The organism is Pigmentiphaga sp. CHJ604 (assembly GCF_036972535.1).
GTDB lineage: Bacteria > Pseudomonadota > Gammaproteobacteria > Burkholderiales > Burkholderiaceae_B > Pigmentiphaga > Pigmentiphaga daeguensis.
Genome location: NZ_CP136998.1, coordinates 2,832,678 through 2,847,960 on the forward strand (window position 1 = coordinate 2,832,678; position 15,283 = coordinate 2,847,960).

The 15,283-nt window shown below is 68.7% G+C and carries 13 protein-coding genes; 11 read left to right on the plus strand and 2 right to left on the minus strand.

Going from position 1 to position 15,283, the window contains the following annotated elements:
• Nucleotides 1-30: 30 nt before the first annotated feature.
• From R4823_RS13650 to purT, 5 genes are all read left to right on the plus strand, one after another.
• On the plus strand, nucleotides 31-1,818 hold the full coding sequence (locus R4823_RS13650) for a branched-chain amino acid ABC transporter ATP-binding protein/permease (RefSeq protein ID WP_338619172.1): 1,788 nt from the start codon (nucleotides 31-33) through the stop codon (nucleotides 1,816-1,818).
• 17 nt (nucleotides 1,819-1,835) lie between these two features.
• On the plus strand, nucleotides 1,836-2,573 hold the full coding sequence (locus tag R4823_RS13655; protein ID WP_338619025.1) for an ABC transporter ATP-binding protein: 738 nt from the start codon (nucleotides 1,836-1,838) through the stop codon (nucleotides 2,571-2,573).
• Nucleotides 2,574-2,584: 11 nt separating this feature from the next.
• The gene (locus R4823_RS13660; RefSeq protein ID WP_338619028.1) at nucleotides 2,585-4,327 is read left to right on the plus strand and encodes an acyl-CoA dehydrogenase; all 1,743 of its coding nucleotides are present in this window, start codon (nucleotides 2,585-2,587) and stop codon (nucleotides 4,325-4,327) included.
• Entirely contained in the window at nucleotides 4,314-4,814 is a 501-nt protein-coding gene (locus R4823_RS13665; RefSeq protein WP_165962990.1) for a MarR family transcriptional regulator, read from the plus strand. The genes R4823_RS13660 and R4823_RS13665 overlap by 14 nt, the downstream gene beginning before the upstream one ends.
• 78 nt (nucleotides 4,815-4,892) lie before the next feature.
• On the plus strand, nucleotides 4,893-6,116 hold the full coding sequence (gene purT / locus R4823_RS13670) for a formate-dependent phosphoribosylglycinamide formyltransferase (protein WP_087840126.1): 1,224 nt from the start codon (nucleotides 4,893-4,895) through the stop codon (nucleotides 6,114-6,116).
• Here the strand turns inward: purT and R4823_RS13675 are convergent.
• Both R4823_RS13675 and R4823_RS13680 read right to left on the minus strand, forming a co-directional pair.
• On the minus strand, nucleotides 6,103-7,032 hold the full coding sequence (locus R4823_RS13675) for a BMP family ABC transporter substrate-binding protein (protein WP_087840125.1): 930 nt from the start codon (nucleotides 7,030-7,032) through the stop codon (nucleotides 6,103-6,105). The genes purT and R4823_RS13675 overlap by 14 nt on opposite strands.
• 144 nt (nucleotides 7,033-7,176) lie before the next feature.
• Nucleotides 7,177-8,778 (minus strand): ABC-F family ATPase, encoded by a 1,602-nt coding sequence (locus tag R4823_RS13680; protein ID WP_165962989.1) that lies wholly within the window; start codon nucleotides 8,776-8,778, stop codon nucleotides 7,177-7,179.
• A 416-nt stretch (nucleotides 8,779-9,194) separates the two neighbouring features.
• Between R4823_RS13680 and R4823_RS13685 the strand changes: the two genes are divergently transcribed.
• From R4823_RS13685 to mnhG, 6 genes are read left to right on the plus strand one after another with little or no spacing between them, the layout of a single operon-like run.
• On the plus strand, nucleotides 9,195-12,110 hold the full coding sequence (locus R4823_RS13685) for a monovalent cation/H+ antiporter subunit A (RefSeq protein WP_087840123.1): 2,916 nt from the start codon (nucleotides 9,195-9,197) through the stop codon (nucleotides 12,108-12,110).
• The gene (locus R4823_RS13690; RefSeq protein WP_087840122.1) at nucleotides 12,101-12,442 is read left to right on the plus strand and encodes a Na+/H+ antiporter subunit C; all 342 of its coding nucleotides are present in this window, start codon (nucleotides 12,101-12,103) and stop codon (nucleotides 12,440-12,442) included. Before R4823_RS13685 ends, R4823_RS13690 begins: the two co-directional genes overlap by 10 nt.
• Nucleotides 12,439-14,085 carry a monovalent cation/H+ antiporter subunit D gene (locus tag R4823_RS13695; RefSeq protein WP_243724343.1) on the plus strand — a complete coding sequence of 549 codons (1,647 nt, stop codon included), beginning with the start codon at nucleotides 12,439-12,441 and terminating at the stop codon, nucleotides 14,083-14,085. The genes R4823_RS13690 and R4823_RS13695 overlap by 4 nt, the downstream gene beginning before the upstream one ends.
• Complete coding sequence (locus tag R4823_RS13700; RefSeq protein WP_176400792.1) at nucleotides 14,082-14,573, plus strand: Na+/H+ antiporter subunit E; 492 nt, start codon at nucleotides 14,082-14,084, stop codon at nucleotides 14,571-14,573. The genes R4823_RS13695 and R4823_RS13700 overlap by 4 nt, the downstream gene beginning before the upstream one ends.
• Entirely contained in the window at nucleotides 14,570-14,848 is a 279-nt protein-coding gene (locus R4823_RS13705) for a K+/H+ antiporter subunit F (protein WP_087840121.1), read from the plus strand. Before R4823_RS13700 ends, R4823_RS13705 begins: the two co-directional genes overlap by 4 nt.
• Nucleotides 14,845-15,279: a monovalent cation/H(+) antiporter subunit G gene (mnhG, locus tag R4823_RS13710; RefSeq protein WP_087840120.1), complete on the plus strand. Its 435-nt coding sequence runs from the start codon at nucleotides 14,845-14,847 to the stop codon at nucleotides 15,277-15,279. The genes R4823_RS13705 and mnhG overlap by 4 nt, the downstream gene beginning before the upstream one ends.
• The last annotated feature ends 4 nt before the right edge of the window (nucleotides 15,280-15,283 follow it).

Consider the following 15,283-nt stretch of genomic DNA (forward strand, 5'->3'; position numbering starts at 1 on the left):
TCCGACACCCTGCGGGCCGCCGCGCCCGACATGGCCCGCCAGCCCGGCGGCTACCCGGTGCGCGCCGCGGTCTTCGCGCTGTTCGTCGCGGCCCTGCTGGCGCTGCCGCTGCTGCCGGTGCCCGAATTCTGGATCACCCAGCTCAACTACATCGGCCTGTATGCGATCGTCGTGGTCGGCGTCGTCCTGCTGACCGGCATGGCCGGCCTGACGTCCTTCGGGCAGGCGGCCTTCGTCGGTCTGGGCGCCTATGCCACCGGCGTGCTGTCGGTCACCTACGGCGTCTCGCCCTGGCTGGGGCTGCTGGCGGGGCTGGCGGTCACGGCCTGCGCGGCGCTGCTGATCGGCCCGCTTACCCTGCGCATGTCGGGCCACTACCTGCCCGTCGCCACCATCGCGTGGGGGCTCGCGGTGTTCTACCTGCTCAGCAGCATCGACTGGCTGGGCAAGTACGATGGCCTGATGGGCATCGCGCCGGTGTCCATCGGCAGCCTGGTCTTCGACACCGGTCGCTCGCAGTTCTATCTGATCTGGGCCTTTGCGCTGGCCGCCATGCTGGTCGCCGGCTGGCTGCTGGATTCACGCAGCGGACGAGCCATCCGCGCGCTGCGCGACGGCACCGTGCTGGCGGAGGCCATGGGCGTGAACACGCTGCGCTACAAGATCGGCGTGTTCGTCCTGGCCGCGCTGTTCGCCTCGGTCTCGGGCTGGCTGTTCGCCCATTTCCAGCGCAGCGTGAACCCCTCGCCCTTCGGGCTCCACATGGGCATCCAGTACCTTTTCATGGCCGTGCTGGGCGGCTTGGGTTCGGTATGGGGCGCGCTGACGGGCGCGGCGGCGGTCAAGCTGATCGAGGACCAGCTCCAGGTGCTGATTCCCGCCTTGCTGGGCCGCACCGGCAGCTTCGAGGTCATCGCCTTCGGCATCATCCTGGTGCTGGTGCTCAAGTACGCCCGCCAAGGCATCTGGTCCTTCCTTGACGGCCTGGCGCCGCGCGCGCGCCGCCGGCGCGACTGGGCCGAGGCCGCCGCGCTGCCGGTACGCCCCAAGCCCGAACGCGGCGCCGTCGTACTCGAGGGCAAGGGCCTGCGGCGCCAGTTCGGCGGCCTGGTGGCGGTCAACGACGTGGACCTGGCGGTGCGCGCCGGCGACATCGTCGGGCTGATCGGCCCCAACGGCGCCGGCAAGTCCACCACCTTCCACCTGCTGAGCGGCGTGCTGGCGCTGAGCGCGGGCGAGATCCTGCTGCACGGCCGGCGCGTGGACGGGCTGCCCTCGCGCGTGATCGCCAGCCGGGGCCTGGCCCGTACCTTCCAGCACGTCAAGATGATTCCCGACATGAGCGTGCTGGAGAACGTCGCGCTGGGCGCGCACCTGCGCGGCGGCACGGGCCCCTTGCGTTCCATGCTGCGGCTGGACCGCCCGCAGGAGCGCAGTCTGCTGCGGGAGGCCGAAGCGCAACTGGCGCGGGTGGGGCTGGGCGAACACCTGCACGAGCCGGCCGGCAACCTGGCCATGGGCCTGCAACGCCTGATGGAGATCGCCCGCGCGCTGTGCAGCGACCCCGCCGTGCTGCTGCTCGACGAACCCGCGGCCGGCCTGCGCCACTTCGAGAAACAGGCCCTGGCCAAGGTGCTGCGCCAGTTGCGCGAAGAAGGCATGGGGATCCTGCTGGTCGAGCACGACATGGACCTGATGATGAACGTGGCCGACCGCATCGTCGTGATGGAGTTCGGCACCCGCCTGATGGAAGGCACGCCCGCCGAGGTTCGCGCCAGCCCCGCGGTGCGCGCGGCCTATCTCGGCACGGAACATTGATATTGATGGAGCGCCCCATGAACCAGGCATTGCTGGAAGTCTCGGACCTGCACGCGGGCTATGGCCGGGCCGAGGTCCTGCACGGCATCGGCCTGCGGGCCGAGCGAGGCTCGGTCGTGACCGTGATCGGCCCCAACGGCGCCGGCAAGTCGACCCTGCTCAACACCCTGATCGGCGCCGTGGGCGCGCGCGGCCGGATCCACTATGAAGGCCGGGACATCGCCCACATGCGCCTGGAGGACCGGGCCATGCTGGGGATCTCGCTGGTGCCCGAGAAGCGCGAACTCTTCTCCAGCATGACGGTCGAGGACAACCTCGTGCTGGGTGCTTTTCGCCAGGTGCGGCTGCGCAACCGCGCATGCATGGAAACGCTGGACGAGATCTACGCCATGTTCGGCCGGCTGCATGAACGGCGCCACCAGTTGGCCGGCACGCTGTCGGGCGGCGAACGCCAGATGCTGGCGGTGGGCCGCGCGCTGATGAGCCGGCCCGAACTGCTGATGCTGGACGAACCCAGCCTGGGGCTCGCGCCCCGCGTCGTCGCCGAGGTTTTCGAAGTGATCGAGCGCCTGCGCCGCACCGGCGTGACCATCCTGCTGGTCGAGCAGAACGCGCGCGCCGCGCTCGAGGTCGCCGACTACGGCTACGTGCTGGAAATGGGAGAGATCTCGCTGCATGGACCGGCCCGCGAACTGGCCGGCGACGATCGCGTGGTCGACAGCTACCTGGGAGCCGCGCCGGCTCCCGCCCTGTAAGAGGACGAACCGTGCGCCGCTACGTGCCGCCGCTGGAAGACATGTTGTTCGTGATCGAGCGCGTGCTGCATGCCCCGGGTCAATGGGCGACCCTGCCCGGGCTGGCCGACCCCGGCATCGAGACGGCCCGGCACGTGCTGGCCGAGGCTGGACGCTTCGCCGCCGAAGTGCTGGCGCCGCTGAACGCGGTGGGCGATCGCGAAGGCTGCGCCTACGCGGACGGACGGGTCGCGACCCCCACCGGTTTCGCCGCCGCCTACCGCGCCTATGTCGATGCCGGCTGGGCCAGCCTGGGCTGCGCTCCCGAATGGGGCGGCCAGGGCCTGCCTCATCTGCTCGAGGCCGTCATCCAGGAGATGCTGGTGTCGGCCAACCATGCATGGTCCATGTATCCGGGCCTGCTGCACGGCGCCTATGCCTGCCTGGCGGCCCACGGCGACGCCGCCTTGAAGGCGCGCTACCTGCCCCGGCTGGCCAGCGGGGAATGGCTGTGCACCATGTGCCTGACCGAACCGCAGGCCGGCTCGGACCTGGGGCGCATCCGCACCCGCGCCACCGAGCGCGACGGCGCCTATGTCATCGACGGCGGCAAGCTCTTCATCTCCGGGGGCGAGCATGACCTGACCGACAACATCGTGCACCTGGTCCTGGCCCGCCATCCCGGCGGCCCGCCGGGGCCGCGGGGCCTGTCGCTGTTCCTGGTGCCGAAGATCCTGCCCGAGACCGGCCAGCGCAACGGCGTGTACTGCGACGGCGTGGAAAGCAAGCTCGGCATACGCGGCAGCGCCACCTGCTCCATGCGCTTCGAGAACGCACGCGGCTGGCTGCTGGGGGAGCCCTGCAAGGGCCTCGCGGCCATGTTCGTGATGATGAACGCCGCGCGGCTGGGCGTTGGCCTGCAAGGAGTGGCCCACGGCGAAGCCGCCTACAAACACGCGCTGCGCTATGCCCGCGAGCGCATCCAGGGACGCCCCGTGCCCGGCATCGCAGCGGGCACGGATCCCGTGCCCATCGCCCTTCATCCGGCCGTGCACGCCAGCCTGGCGGCGCAGCGCTGCGCGGTCGAAGGCGCGCGCATGCTGGCCTACTGGACGGCGCAACTGCTGGACGAATCCGAATACGCGGCCTCTCCGGACCAGCGCCGCCACGCGCACGAACGCCTGGCGCTATTGACTCCCATGGTCAAGGCCTGGGCCACGCGGGCGGGGTTCGAGGTCGCCGACCAGGCCCTGCAGGTGTTCGGCGGCTACGGCTACATCGAGGAAACCGGCGCCGCGCAGGCGTTGCGGGACAGCCGCATCCCGCCCATCTACGAAGGCACGAACGAAATCCAGGCGGTGGACCTGCTGGTGCGCAAGGTAATCGCCGACGGCGGCGCGGCCTACGGCCGCCTGCTGGACGAACTGGAGGCGGCGGCCCGCCACGACGGCCAGGGGCTGGAACAGCAGGCCGTCCAGCTGGATGCGCTGGCCGCGCATCGCCGCCTGCTGGCCGATATCGTCCAGGACTCGGCCCGGGATCCCGGCTACCCGTACCGTGCCGCGGACGATTTCCTGCGCGCCACCGCCCTGCTCTGCCTGGGCCGCTGGTGGCTCAAGGTGCTGGCGCTGTCCCGCGAAGGCGGCGCGGCGCCGCGCGGCAAGGCCGCAACGGCCCGCCATTTCTTCGATACCGTGTTGCCAGGGATAGCCCATGTCGAACATCGCATACGGTGCGCCCGGCGCGCGCTGCCCGAACTCGATGACTGCGATTGAAACCCCGCCCGGCCTCGAACGGCCGGACGACGGCCGGAATCGGCGGGGCGGCCTGGACCGGCGCAGGCTGGACCATCTGCTCGGCTTCATGACCTCGCTGGCGGACGCCACCCTGCGCAAGGCCTTCGTCGCGCACCTGGGCGACCTGAAACTGCGTCCGGTCGAGTTCTCCATCCTGGCGCTCCTGGCCGTCAACCAGCGGGTCACGCAGAAAAAGCTCTGCCTGGCGCTGGACACGCCGGCGCCCAACCTCGTCGTCGTCCTGACCCGGCTGCAGGAGCGCGGGCTGCTGCGCCGCATACGCAGCGACGAGGATAGGCGCGAACAGCATGTGCAACTGACCGACGAAGGCAGGCAATTGGCCGATCGCGCCCATGCGCGATCCCTGGCCATGGAGGCCGAGGCCCTGTCGGTGCTGACCGAGGGCGAACGGCTGCTGCTGGCCGAGCTGTTGCGCAAGATCGCCGCCGGAGGCCGCCGGACCTGAGGTCGGCCGCGCGGGCGGCGCAGCAAGACCCGCCGGTTCGCGCTACATTTCGGTTTTCGCTTCTGGACGACCCCCGCGATGACCGCCACCCGTTTCCCCACCCTGGGCACCCCGCTCTCCCCCGCAGCCGTGCGCGTCATGCTCCTGGGCTCCGGCGAGCTCGGCAAGGAGGTCATCATCGCCCTCCAGCGGCTGGGCGTGGAAGTCATCGCCGTCGACCGCTATGCCGACGCCCCTGGCCACCAGGTCGCGCATCACGCCCGCACCGTCGCCATGACCGACCGGGATGCGCTGAAGGCGCTGATCGAGGCCGAGCGGCCGGACATCATCGTCCCCGAGATCGAGGCCATCGCCACCGACCTGCTGGTCGAACTGGAGGCCGCCGGCGTGGCTCGCGTCACGCCCACCGCCCGCGCCGCCCAGTTGACGATGAACCGCGAGGGCATACGGCGCCTGGCGGCCGAAACCCTGGGCCTGCCCACCTCGCCCTACCGCTTCGCCGCGACCCGCGAGGAATTGCAGGCCGCCATCGACCAGCACATCGGCTACCCGTGCATCGTCAAGCCCGTCATGTCCTCTTCCGGCAAGGGCCAGTCCAAGCTCGACGGACCTCAGGACGTGGAACGCGCCTGGCGCTATGCGCAGGAAGGCGGCCGGGTGGGCGCCGGCCGGGTCATCGTCGAGGGCTTCGTGCGCTTCGACTACGAGATCACCCTGCTGACCGTCCGCTCGCGCGGGGCCGACGGCCAGGATCGCACCGATTTCTGCGAGCCCATCGGCCACGTGCAGGTGGACGGCGACTACGTCGAGAGCTGGCAACCCCACCCCATGTCGCCCGCTGCCCTGGCCCGCTCCCGCGAGATCGCCGCCAAGGTCACGGGCGAGCTGGGCGGCTACGGCATCTTCGGCGTCGAGCTGTTCGTGGCGGGCGACGAGGTCTGGTTCTCCGAAGTCAGCCCGCGCCCGCACGACACCGGCATGGTCACCATGATCTCGCAGGTCCAGAACGAGTTCGAACTGCATGCCCGGGCCTTCCTGGGGCTGCCGGTGGACACCTCGCTGCGCCAGCCCGGTGCGAGCAGCGTGATCTACGGCGGGATCGAGGCGGGCGCGGTGGCCTTCGACGGCGTGGCCCAGGCGCTGGCCGAGTCGGGCACCGACCTGCGGCTGTTCGGCAAGCCGGAGTCCTTCGTCAAGCGCCGCATGGGCGTCGGGCTGGCCTCGGCCGCCACCGTGGACGAGGCCCGGGCCAAGGCCAAGCGTGTCTCGTCGGCGGTCACGCCGCGCGCTATATCCGGCTGAGCAGCCCGCTCAGGTCGAATTCCCGTCCCGAATATTCGCGGCTGGGAACGACCTCGCCCCGCACCAGGGCCTGGCTCCATTCCTCGACGGCCTGCCGCGTGGACGCCCCGGCCAGCGGGCTGAGCGCCAGCCGGACGTATTCGGGGCGCTCCACCCCGTAGTCGGTACGGGTACCGAAGGGCAGGCTGCCCTCGGCATGGTCCTGGATGGCCGCCGCGATGCAGCGGCCGGTATCGGAAATGGCCGACCCCACGAACAGCTTCGGATCGGTCTCGGTCCAGTCGACGATTGCACCAATCTGGCGCAGCCGGAACTTCTGGCAGGCCAGCACCGCACCCGGCCGGCCACCATCGACGGCCGCGAACACCACGTCCACGCCGCGCTTGGCCATGGCTTCGCAGGTCTCGAAGGCCAACCCCTCGTCGTCCTGGCTGCCGCAAAAGGACGTCATCATGCCCATGCCCGGCGACTGCCGCATCGCCCCGTCCACATAGGCCGCCCGCGCCCACAGCGCTGCCTCGGTCTTGACCGCCGACAGGTGGCCCAGTCCGCCGGTGCGGCTCTCGGCGGCCGCCGCGACGCCGGCCAGGAAGGCCGACTGCTCCTGCTTGACGCCATAGACCGCGCAGTTCTCGGCCAGGTGCGACCCCTGGATGACGACGAAATGGATGTGGGGGAAGCGTTCGGCGGCCATGGCCACCGGATAGTCGCCGGCGCTGCCGTAGGCCACGACCAGGTCGGCGCCGTGGTGGCAGACGTCGATCACGCGCGCCGCGCGTATGGCCGGGCCCGTGGACTCGATCCAGATCAGTTCGACCTGGCGTCCCGCGCGCCGGGCAATTTCCACGCCCGCCACGCCGCACTGGTTGAAGCTGCCATAGCCGGGGGACCCGAAGAGCAGGACCTTGACCCGCATGGCTCAGCCCGCCGCGCCGGGTACCCCCGGCGCCGTGAGGATGGCGATAGACAAAGATTTCCGCATCGTCTTCTCCTTGGCGGTGGACGGGATGCCACCGGACTCGAAGCAGACCAAAGCAATCTTCGTGCCGTTCTGCCCCGGTCAGTCCTCGATGCCGCGCGAGGCCAGGTACTCGTCGTACGTGCCCTTGTAGTCGATGAGCTGGCCGTCGGGCAGTATCTCGATGATACGACTGGCCAGGCCCGACACGAACTCGCGGTCGTGCGACACGAAGAACAGCGTACCCTGGAATTTCTCGAGCGCCAGTTGCAGCGACTCGATCGACTCCATGTCCAGGTGGTTGGTCGGTTCGTCCAGCAGCAGCACGTTGTGCTTGCGCAGCATGAGCTTGCCGAACATCATCCGGTTCTTCTCGCCGCCCGACAGCACGCCCACGGCCTTGCCGATGTCGTCGCTCGAGAACAGGAGGCGCCCCAGCACCGAGCGGATGGCCTGGTCGTCGTCGCCCGGCTGGCGCCACTGGCCCATCCAGTCGAAGACGTTGTCCTCGGTCTGGAAATTGTCGGAGACGTCCTGCGCCATGTAGCCGAGGTTGGCGTTCTCGGACCACTTGATCGTGCCCTGGTCGGGCGCCAGGTCGCCGGCCAGCATGCGCAGCAGCGTGGTCTTGCCCACGCCGTTGGCGCCGATGATGGCGATCTTCTCGCCAGCCTCGACCATGGCCGAGTACTTCGGGATGACGGGCTTGTCGTAGGCCTTGACGATGCCCTCGATCTCGACCGCCTGGCGGTGCATGACCTTGGCCAGCTCGAAGCGGATGTAGGGGTTCTGGCGCGACGACGGCTTGACCTCGACCGTCTCGGCCTTGAGCTTGTCGATCTGCTTCAGGCGCGACGTGGCCTGGCGGGCCTTGGACTTGTTGGCCGAGAAGCGGCGCACGAAATCCTGCAATTCGGTGATGCGCTCCTTGGCCTTGGCGTTCGAGCTCATCAGGCGCTCGCGCGCCTGGGCCGAGGCCAGCATGTAGTCGTCGTAGTTGCCGGGATAGATGCGCACTTCGCGATAGTCCAGGTCGGCCATGTGGGTGCAGACCTGGTTCAGGAAGTGGCGATCGTGGCTGATGATGATCATCGTCGACTGGTACTGGTTCAGCACCGTTTCCAGCCAGCGGATCGTATTGATGTCGAGGTTGTTGGTCGGCTCGTCCAGCAGCAGCACGTCGGGATTGGAGAACAGCGCCTGCGCCAGCAGCACCCGCAGCTTCCAGCCCGGCGCGATCTCGCGCATCGGCTGCTGGTGCTGCTCGACCGGGATTTCCAGGCCCAGCAGCAATTCGCCGGCTCGGGCCTCCGCCGTGTAGCCGTCGTACTCGGCGAACTTGGCCTCGAGGTCGGCCGCCCGCATGTAGTCTTCGTCGGTGGCGTCGGGATTGGCGTAGATCGCGTCCCGCTCGCTCATGGCCTGCCACATTTCCGCGTGGCCCATCAGCACGACGTCCAGCACGCGCACGTCTTCGTAGGCGAACTGGTCCTGGCGCAGCTTGCCCAGGCGCGTGTTGGGCTCGAGCGAGACGTTGCCGGCCGACGGTTCGAGGTCGCCGCCGATGATCTTCATCAGCGTCGATTTGCCGCTGCCGTTCGCACCGATGAGGCCATAGCGGTTGCCTTCCCCGAACTTGACCGAGACATTCTCGAACAGGGGTTTGGGACCGAACTGGATGGTGAGGTTGGCGGTGGAAATCACGGCGGAAACGGGCTCGCAAAAAAGAGAAACGTCGCGCGCAAGCATGACGAAAGCGCGAAGATCAACCTATTAGTGTAACAGCCCGGATTCGGGTTGACCCGAACATTTACACAATGCCCGCCAACGGCGACGGGGCAGCCCGTGCCGCCCAGCACGGCTCCGCCGTTTGTTACCATTGGGCGCATAGCCACGAAGCCGGAACTGCGGCCGGCAACGTGCGCACGCCTCTCCTGGACACGATGGCGTCCCCGGAGCGGGCGCCCCGCGGCCGGCGCGGGACGCCTTCCGGCGAACGCCCATGGCGCAAGACCGAGCGCGGGACCATACCCGCCCCGTGTCCCGGCTAGGTGCGTTCTTTGTTGCTCGCATCTGCGTTGCCCCACCCATACCTATATCAAAGAGAGTGACCGCCACCCATGTCCTTGCTGATTCTCCTAGCGCTTCCCTTCGCCGGCAGTGTCTTGGCGGCCTTGCTGCCCGCCAATGCGCGAAACCGAGAAGCCTGGCTTGCCGGTTTGGTCGCATTGGCGGGAACGGTACAGGCCGCCCTGCTCTACCCCGAGGTGTCGTACGGCGGCGTGGTCCGCTACGAATTTGCCTGGCTGCCTTCGCTGGGGCTCGATTTCGTCCTGCGCATGGACGGGCTGGCCTGGATATTCACCCTGATGATCAGCGGCATCGGCCTGCTGGTCGTGCTGTACGCGCGCTACTACATGTCGCCGGAAGATCCGGTGCCGCGCTTCTTCTCTTTCTTCCTCGCCTTCATGGGCGCCATGCTGGGCGTGGTCCTGTCCGGCAACCTGATCCAGCTCGCCCTGTTCTGGGAACTGACCAGCCTGGTGTCCTTCCTGCTGATCGGCTACTGGCACCACCGGCCCGACGCACGGCGCGGGGCGCGCATGGCGCTCACGGTCACGGCCGCCGGCGGTCTGTGCCTGTTCGCCGGCATCCTGGTGCTGGGGCACATCGTCGGCAGCTATGACCTCGAAGCGGTGCTGTCCTCGGGCGAGCTGATCCGCTCCCACCCCGTCTACGAAGTGGCGCTGGTCCTGATCGCGCTGGGCGCGCTCACCAAGAGCGCCCAGTTTCCCTTCCACTTCTGGCTTCCCCACGCCATGGCGGCGCCCACGCCCGTGTCCGCCTACCTGCACTCGGCCACCATGGTCAAGGCCGGCGTCTTCCTGCTCGCGCGGCTGTGGCCGGTGCTGGCCGGCACCGAGGAATGGTTCTGGATCATCGGGGGAGCGGGCCTGTGCACGCTGCTGCTGGGCGCCTATACCGCGATATTCCAGCAGGACCTGAAGGGGCTGCTGGCCTACTCCACCATCAGCCACCTGGGGCTTATCACGCTGCTGCTGGGCCTGGGCAGCCCGCTGGCGCTGGTGGCGGCGGTCTTCCACATCATGAACCACGCGACCTTCAAGGCCTCGCTGTTCATGGCGGCCGGCATCATCGACCACGAATGCGGCACCCGCGACATCCGCCGGCTCAGCGGGCTGGCGCAGGTCATGCCCATCACCGCCACGCTGGCCATGGTGGCCGGGGCCGCGATGGCCGGCGTGCCGCTGCTGAACGGCTTCATTTCCAAGGAGATGTTCTTCACCGAGGCCGTGGTGGTCGGCAACGCCGTGGGCATGAGCCATGCACTGCCCATCGCCGCCACCGTGGCGGGCGCCTTCAGCGTGGCCTATTCGTGGCGCTTCCTGCACGACGTGTTCTTCGGGCCGCCGCCGCACGACCTGCCGCGCACGCCGCACGAGGCCCCCCGCTGGATGCGCTTTCCGGCCGAGGTCCTGGCCTTCCTGTGCCTGGCCGTGGGCGTGGCGCCCGGCTACACCATCGCCCCCTTCCTGGCCACCGCGGTACGCGCCATCCTGGGCGACGCGGTGCCCAGCTACAGCCTGGCCATCTGGCATGGCTTCAACCTGCCGCTGGTCATGAGCTTCGTGGCGCTGGTGGGTGGATCGGCGCTGTACCTGATCCTGCAGAAGACCTTGCGCCTGAGCACGGTCGAGCGCCTGCCGCTGTTCTACAAATTCAACGGCAAGCGGGCCTTCGAGCGCGTCATGAGCTTCGCCATCGGCCTGGCCGACCGGCTGACCAACAGCCTGGGCGCACGCGGACTGCAATCCCAGTTGCTGGGCATCGTCGCCTTCGCCATCCTGGTGGCCGCCGTCACGCTGTACGGCCAGCCGCTGCTGCTGCCCGCCGTCCAGACCTCGCCCATCGACCCGACCTTCGCCATCCTGTGGCTGATCGGCATCGCCTGCGCCATCGGCACCGCCTACCAGGCCAAGTATCACCGTCTGGCCTCGCTGATCATGATGGGCGGCGCCGGGCTGGTCACCTGCATCACCTTCGTCTGGTTCTCCGCCCCCGACCTGGCGCTGACGCAGCTGCTGGTCGAGGTGGTCACCACCATCCTGCTGCTGCTCGGCCTGCGCTGGCTGCCGCGCCGCAAGGAACCCCGGGAACTCGGCATACGCGTGCCGGCCATGGCCTGGGTGCACCGCGTGCGCGACCTGGCCATCGCCGTGGCGGGCGGCGCCGGCATGGCGCTGCTGGCCTACGCCGTGCTGACGCGCCCCTATCCCGACACCATCTCCAACTATTTCCTGGAGCGGGCGTTGACCGAAGGCGGCGGCACCAACGTCGTCAACGTGCTGCTGGTGGATTTCCGCGGCTTCGACACGCTGGGCGAGATCTCGGTGCTGGGCATCGTCGCGCTGACCGTCTACGCGCTGCTGCGGCGTTTCCGCCCGGCTCCCGAGAGCATCGCCCTGCCCCACCAGCAGATCGACCAGGGCAAGACCGACGCCGCCGCGCGCGCCGGCGACGATCCGGCCGTGGGCTACCTGCTGATGCCCTCGGTGCTGATCCGGCTCGCGCTGCCCATCATCGCGCTGTTCGCCGTCTTCCTGTTCATGCGCGGGCACAACCTGCCCGGAGGCGGCTTCGTCGCCGGGTTGACGCTGTCGGTGGCCTTCATCCTGCAGTACATGGTGGGCGGTACCGCCTGGGTCGAATCCAAGATGCGCCTGCATCCCCAGCGCTGGATAGGCCTGGGCCTGCTGTTTGCCGTGCTGACCGGCATGGGGGCCTGGCTGTTCGGCTATCCCTTCCTGACCTCGCACGGTGCCCACCTGCACCTGCCCCTGGTGGGCGAGATCCACGTGCCCAGCGCCTTTCTTTTCGACCTGGGCGTGTTCAGCCTGGTCGTCGGAGCCACGATGCTTATCCTTACCGCCCTGGGCCACCAGTCCATACGCAGCCACCGCGCCGCGCAGCAGGCCGAGGCCGAGCTCCCCCGGGGAGGTGCCCGGTGGAAGTGATCATCGCCATCGCCATCGGCGCGCTGGGCGGCTCGGGCATCTGGCTGCTGCTGCGGCCCCGGACCTTCCAGGTCATCATGGGCATCTCGCTGGTGTCCTATGCCGTGAACCTGTTCATCTTCTCGATGGGCAAGCTGTCGCTGGACCAGATCCCCATCCTGCGCGCCAACCGCGCCAGCGAGGTCGCCGACTACGCCGATCCGCTGCCCCAGGCGCTGGTCCTGACCGCGATCGTCATCGGCTTCGCGATGACCGCGCTCTTCCTGGTCCTCATGCTCGCCTCGCGCGGCCTGAGCGGCACCGACCACGTGGACGGCAGGGAGGGTGAATGATGCTGTCCTGGCATGACCATCTCATGATCGTCCCCATCGTCCTGCCCATGCTGGTGGCCGGCCTGATGCTGCTGCTGGGCGAGGGCCGCGCCACGGCCAAGGCCGTGGTCAACGTGGTGGCCACCGTGGCGCTGCTGGCCGTGGCGATCGCGCTACTGCGGCAGGCGGACGCCGGGCCGGTGCGGGTCGCGGTCTACCTGGCCGCCAACTGGCCGGCGCCCTTCGGCATCGCGCTGGCGCTGGACCGGCTGTCGGCCATCATGCTGCTGCTGACCGCCATCATGGCGCTGGGCTCCCTGCTGTACTCGCTGGCCAGGTGGCACCGCGCGGGGGTTCATTTCCATCCGCTGTTCCAGCTCCAGCTCATGGGCCTCAACGGCGCCTTCCTGACGGCGGACCTGTTCAACCTGTTCGTGTTCTTCGAAATCCTGCTGGCGGCCTCCTATGGCTTGCTGCTGCACGGATCCGGGCCGCAGCGGGTCAAGGCGGGCCTGCACTACATCGCCGTCAACCTGGTCGGGTCGTCGTTGTTCCTGATCGGCGTGGCGCTGATCTACGGCGTGACCGGCACGCTGAACATGGCCGACGTGGCCGTGCGCATCGGCCAGGTCGCGGGCTCGGATCGCATGCTGATGGAGGCCGGCGCCGCCATCCTGGGCGTGGCCTTCCTGATCAAGGCGGGCGCCTGGCCGCTGAACTTCTGGCTGCCGCCCTCGTACGCCGCCGCCTCGCCGCCCGCCGCCGCCCTGTTCTCCATCATGACCAAGGTGGGCGTGTACGTGATCCTGCGGCTCTCGCTGCTGATGTTCGGCGAGCAGGCCGGCGAGTCCAGCGGCTTCGTCCAGCAATGGATCCTGTACATCGGGCTGGCGACGCTGACCTTCGGCACGCTGGGCATGCTGGCCTCGCAGAACACCGGACGCCTGGCGGGCTTCGCGGTCATCATTTCCTCGGGCACGCTGCTGTCGGCCATAGGCTTCGGCCGCGACAGCGTGACGGCCGCGGCCCTGTTCTACCTGGTCAGCTCGACCCTGGCGCTGGGGGCCTTCTTCCTGCTGCAGGAACTGATGGAGCGCAGCCGGACCTTCGGCGCCGACCTGCTGGCGGTCACGCTGGAAGCCTTCGGCCTGGACCGCTCGGTCGACGCGGAAGAAGACATGAGCACGACCGACATCGGCGTGGCCATTCCCGCCGCCATGGCCTTCCTGGGGCTCAGCTTCATCGCGTGCGCCCTGGTGCTGTCCGGGCTGCCGCCGCTGTCGGGCTTCGTCGCCAAGTTCGCGCTGCTGACCACCATCCTGAACCCCGACGGCCTCACCCCCGAGGTCGGCAATCCCGAACCGGTGCTGGCCTGGGTGCTGCTGGGCCTGCTGGTGGTCTCGGGCCTGACGACCGTGGTGTCGCTGACCCGCATCGGCATACGCGCCTTCTGGGTCCCCTCCAGCCGCGCCCAGCCCCGGCTGCGCGTGATCGAGGTCTTTCCCATCGCCGCCATGCTGGTGCTGGGCATCGTGCTGATGGTCCAGGCCCAGCCCGCGATGCGCTATTTCACCGACACCGCCCGTGCCCTGCACCATCCCGGCGACTACGTGCGCGGCATCATGTCGGCCCGGCAGGCCGGCCCCGGAGGCGCCAACCCATGATCAGACGCATCGTTCCCTGGCCGCTCACCTCGCTGTTCCTGCTGGCGATGTGGCTGCTGCTCAACCAGACGCTCTCGCTCGGCCACATCCTGCTGGGCACCCTGCTGGCCATTGCCGTGCCGCTGTGGACCGCGCCGCTGCGGCCCGTCAGAGCCACCTTGCGCCGGCCCGGCGTGGCCCTGAAGCTGCTGGGCGTCGTCATCCTGGACAGCATCAAGTCCAATTTCGACGTCGCGCGGGTCATCCTGGGCTCGAAGTCCAGGCGCGACAATTCCGGGTTCATCCGGATGCCGCTGGTCCTGCGGGACCCGCACGGCCTGACCACCCTGGCGCTGATCCTGACCGCGATCCCGGGCACCGTCTGCATCGAGCTCGCCGACGACAAGAGCTGGCTGCTGATCCACGTGCTGGACCTGAACGACGAGCAGTACTGGATCGATACGATCCATAGCCGCTACGAACAACCGCTGATGGAGATCTTCGAATGAATGGCATGCTCGAATGGGCCAGCCTGTGCTCGCTGCTGTGCATCGCCATCGCCATGCTGCTGGCCACGCTGCGGCTGCTGAAGGGCCCGGCCGCGCAGGACCGGGTGCTGGCGCTGGACACCATGTACATCTGCGCGATGCTGATGCTGCTGGTGCTGGGCATACGGACCGGCAGCACCGAGTATTTCGAGGCCGCCGTCACCATCGCGCTGCTGGGCTTCGTCAGCTCGGTGGCGCTGGCCAAGTTCCTGCTGCGCGGCGAGGTGATCGAATGACGGACGGGATGACCTTGCCGCTGTGGGCGGAGATCCTGACTTCGCTGCTGCTGGTGGCGGGCGGCCTGCTGACGCTGGTCGGTTGCCTGGGGCTGTGGCGCTTCCACAGCTTCTATCAGCGCATGCACGGGCCCACGCTGGGAGCGACGATGGGGATGGTGTTCATCGTGCTGGCCTCGATGCTGTACTTCACGATGACGGACGAAGGGCCGGCGTTGCATGAGGTGCTGATCGCGGTGTTCCTGACGATGACGGTGCCGGCGACGACGCTGATGCTGGCGCGGGCGGCGCTGTATCGGCATAGGCGTGCGGGAAAGGACGTGCCGTTGCCGGACGGGGACGCGACCGCTGCGCGGTTCCGTACCGATACGCTGGATGACGAGCGCTATTACTCCGTGGACGAGAAAAAAGGCCCTCCCCCTACGCCCTGACGGG

Bases quoted from the DNA above. Each gene is read 5' to 3' on its own strand.
- R4823_RS13650 (WP_338619172.1), top strand. From the start codon at position 31: ATGGCCCGCCAGCCCGGCGGCTACCCGGTGCGCGCCGCGGTCTTCGCG.
- R4823_RS13655 (WP_338619025.1), top strand. From the start codon at position 1,836: ATGAACCAGGCATTGCTGGAAGTCTCGGACCTGCACGCGGGCTATGGC.
- R4823_RS13665 (WP_165962990.1), top strand. From the start codon at position 4,314: ATGACTGCGATTGAAACCCCGCCCGGCCTCGAACGGCCGGACGACGGC.
- purT (WP_087840126.1), top strand. From the start codon at position 4,893: ATGACCGCCACCCGTTTCCCCACCCTGGGCACCCCGCTCTCCCCCGCA.
- R4823_RS13675 (WP_087840125.1), bottom strand. From the start codon at position 7,032: ATGCGGGTCAAGGTCCTGCTCTTCGGGTCCCCCGGCTATGGCAGCTTC.
- R4823_RS13685 (WP_087840123.1), top strand. From the start codon at position 9,195: ATGTCCTTGCTGATTCTCCTAGCGCTTCCCTTCGCCGGCAGTGTCTTG.
- R4823_RS13695 (WP_243724343.1), top strand. From the start codon at position 12,439: ATGATGCTGTCCTGGCATGACCATCTCATGATCGTCCCCATCGTCCTG.
- R4823_RS13700 (WP_176400792.1), top strand. From the start codon at position 14,082: ATGATCAGACGCATCGTTCCCTGGCCGCTCACCTCGCTGTTCCTGCTG.
- R4823_RS13705 (WP_087840121.1), top strand. From the start codon at position 14,570: ATGAATGGCATGCTCGAATGGGCCAGCCTGTGCTCGCTGCTGTGCATC.
- mnhG (WP_087840120.1), top strand. From the start codon at position 14,845: ATGACGGACGGGATGACCTTGCCGCTGTGGGCGGAGATCCTGACTTCG.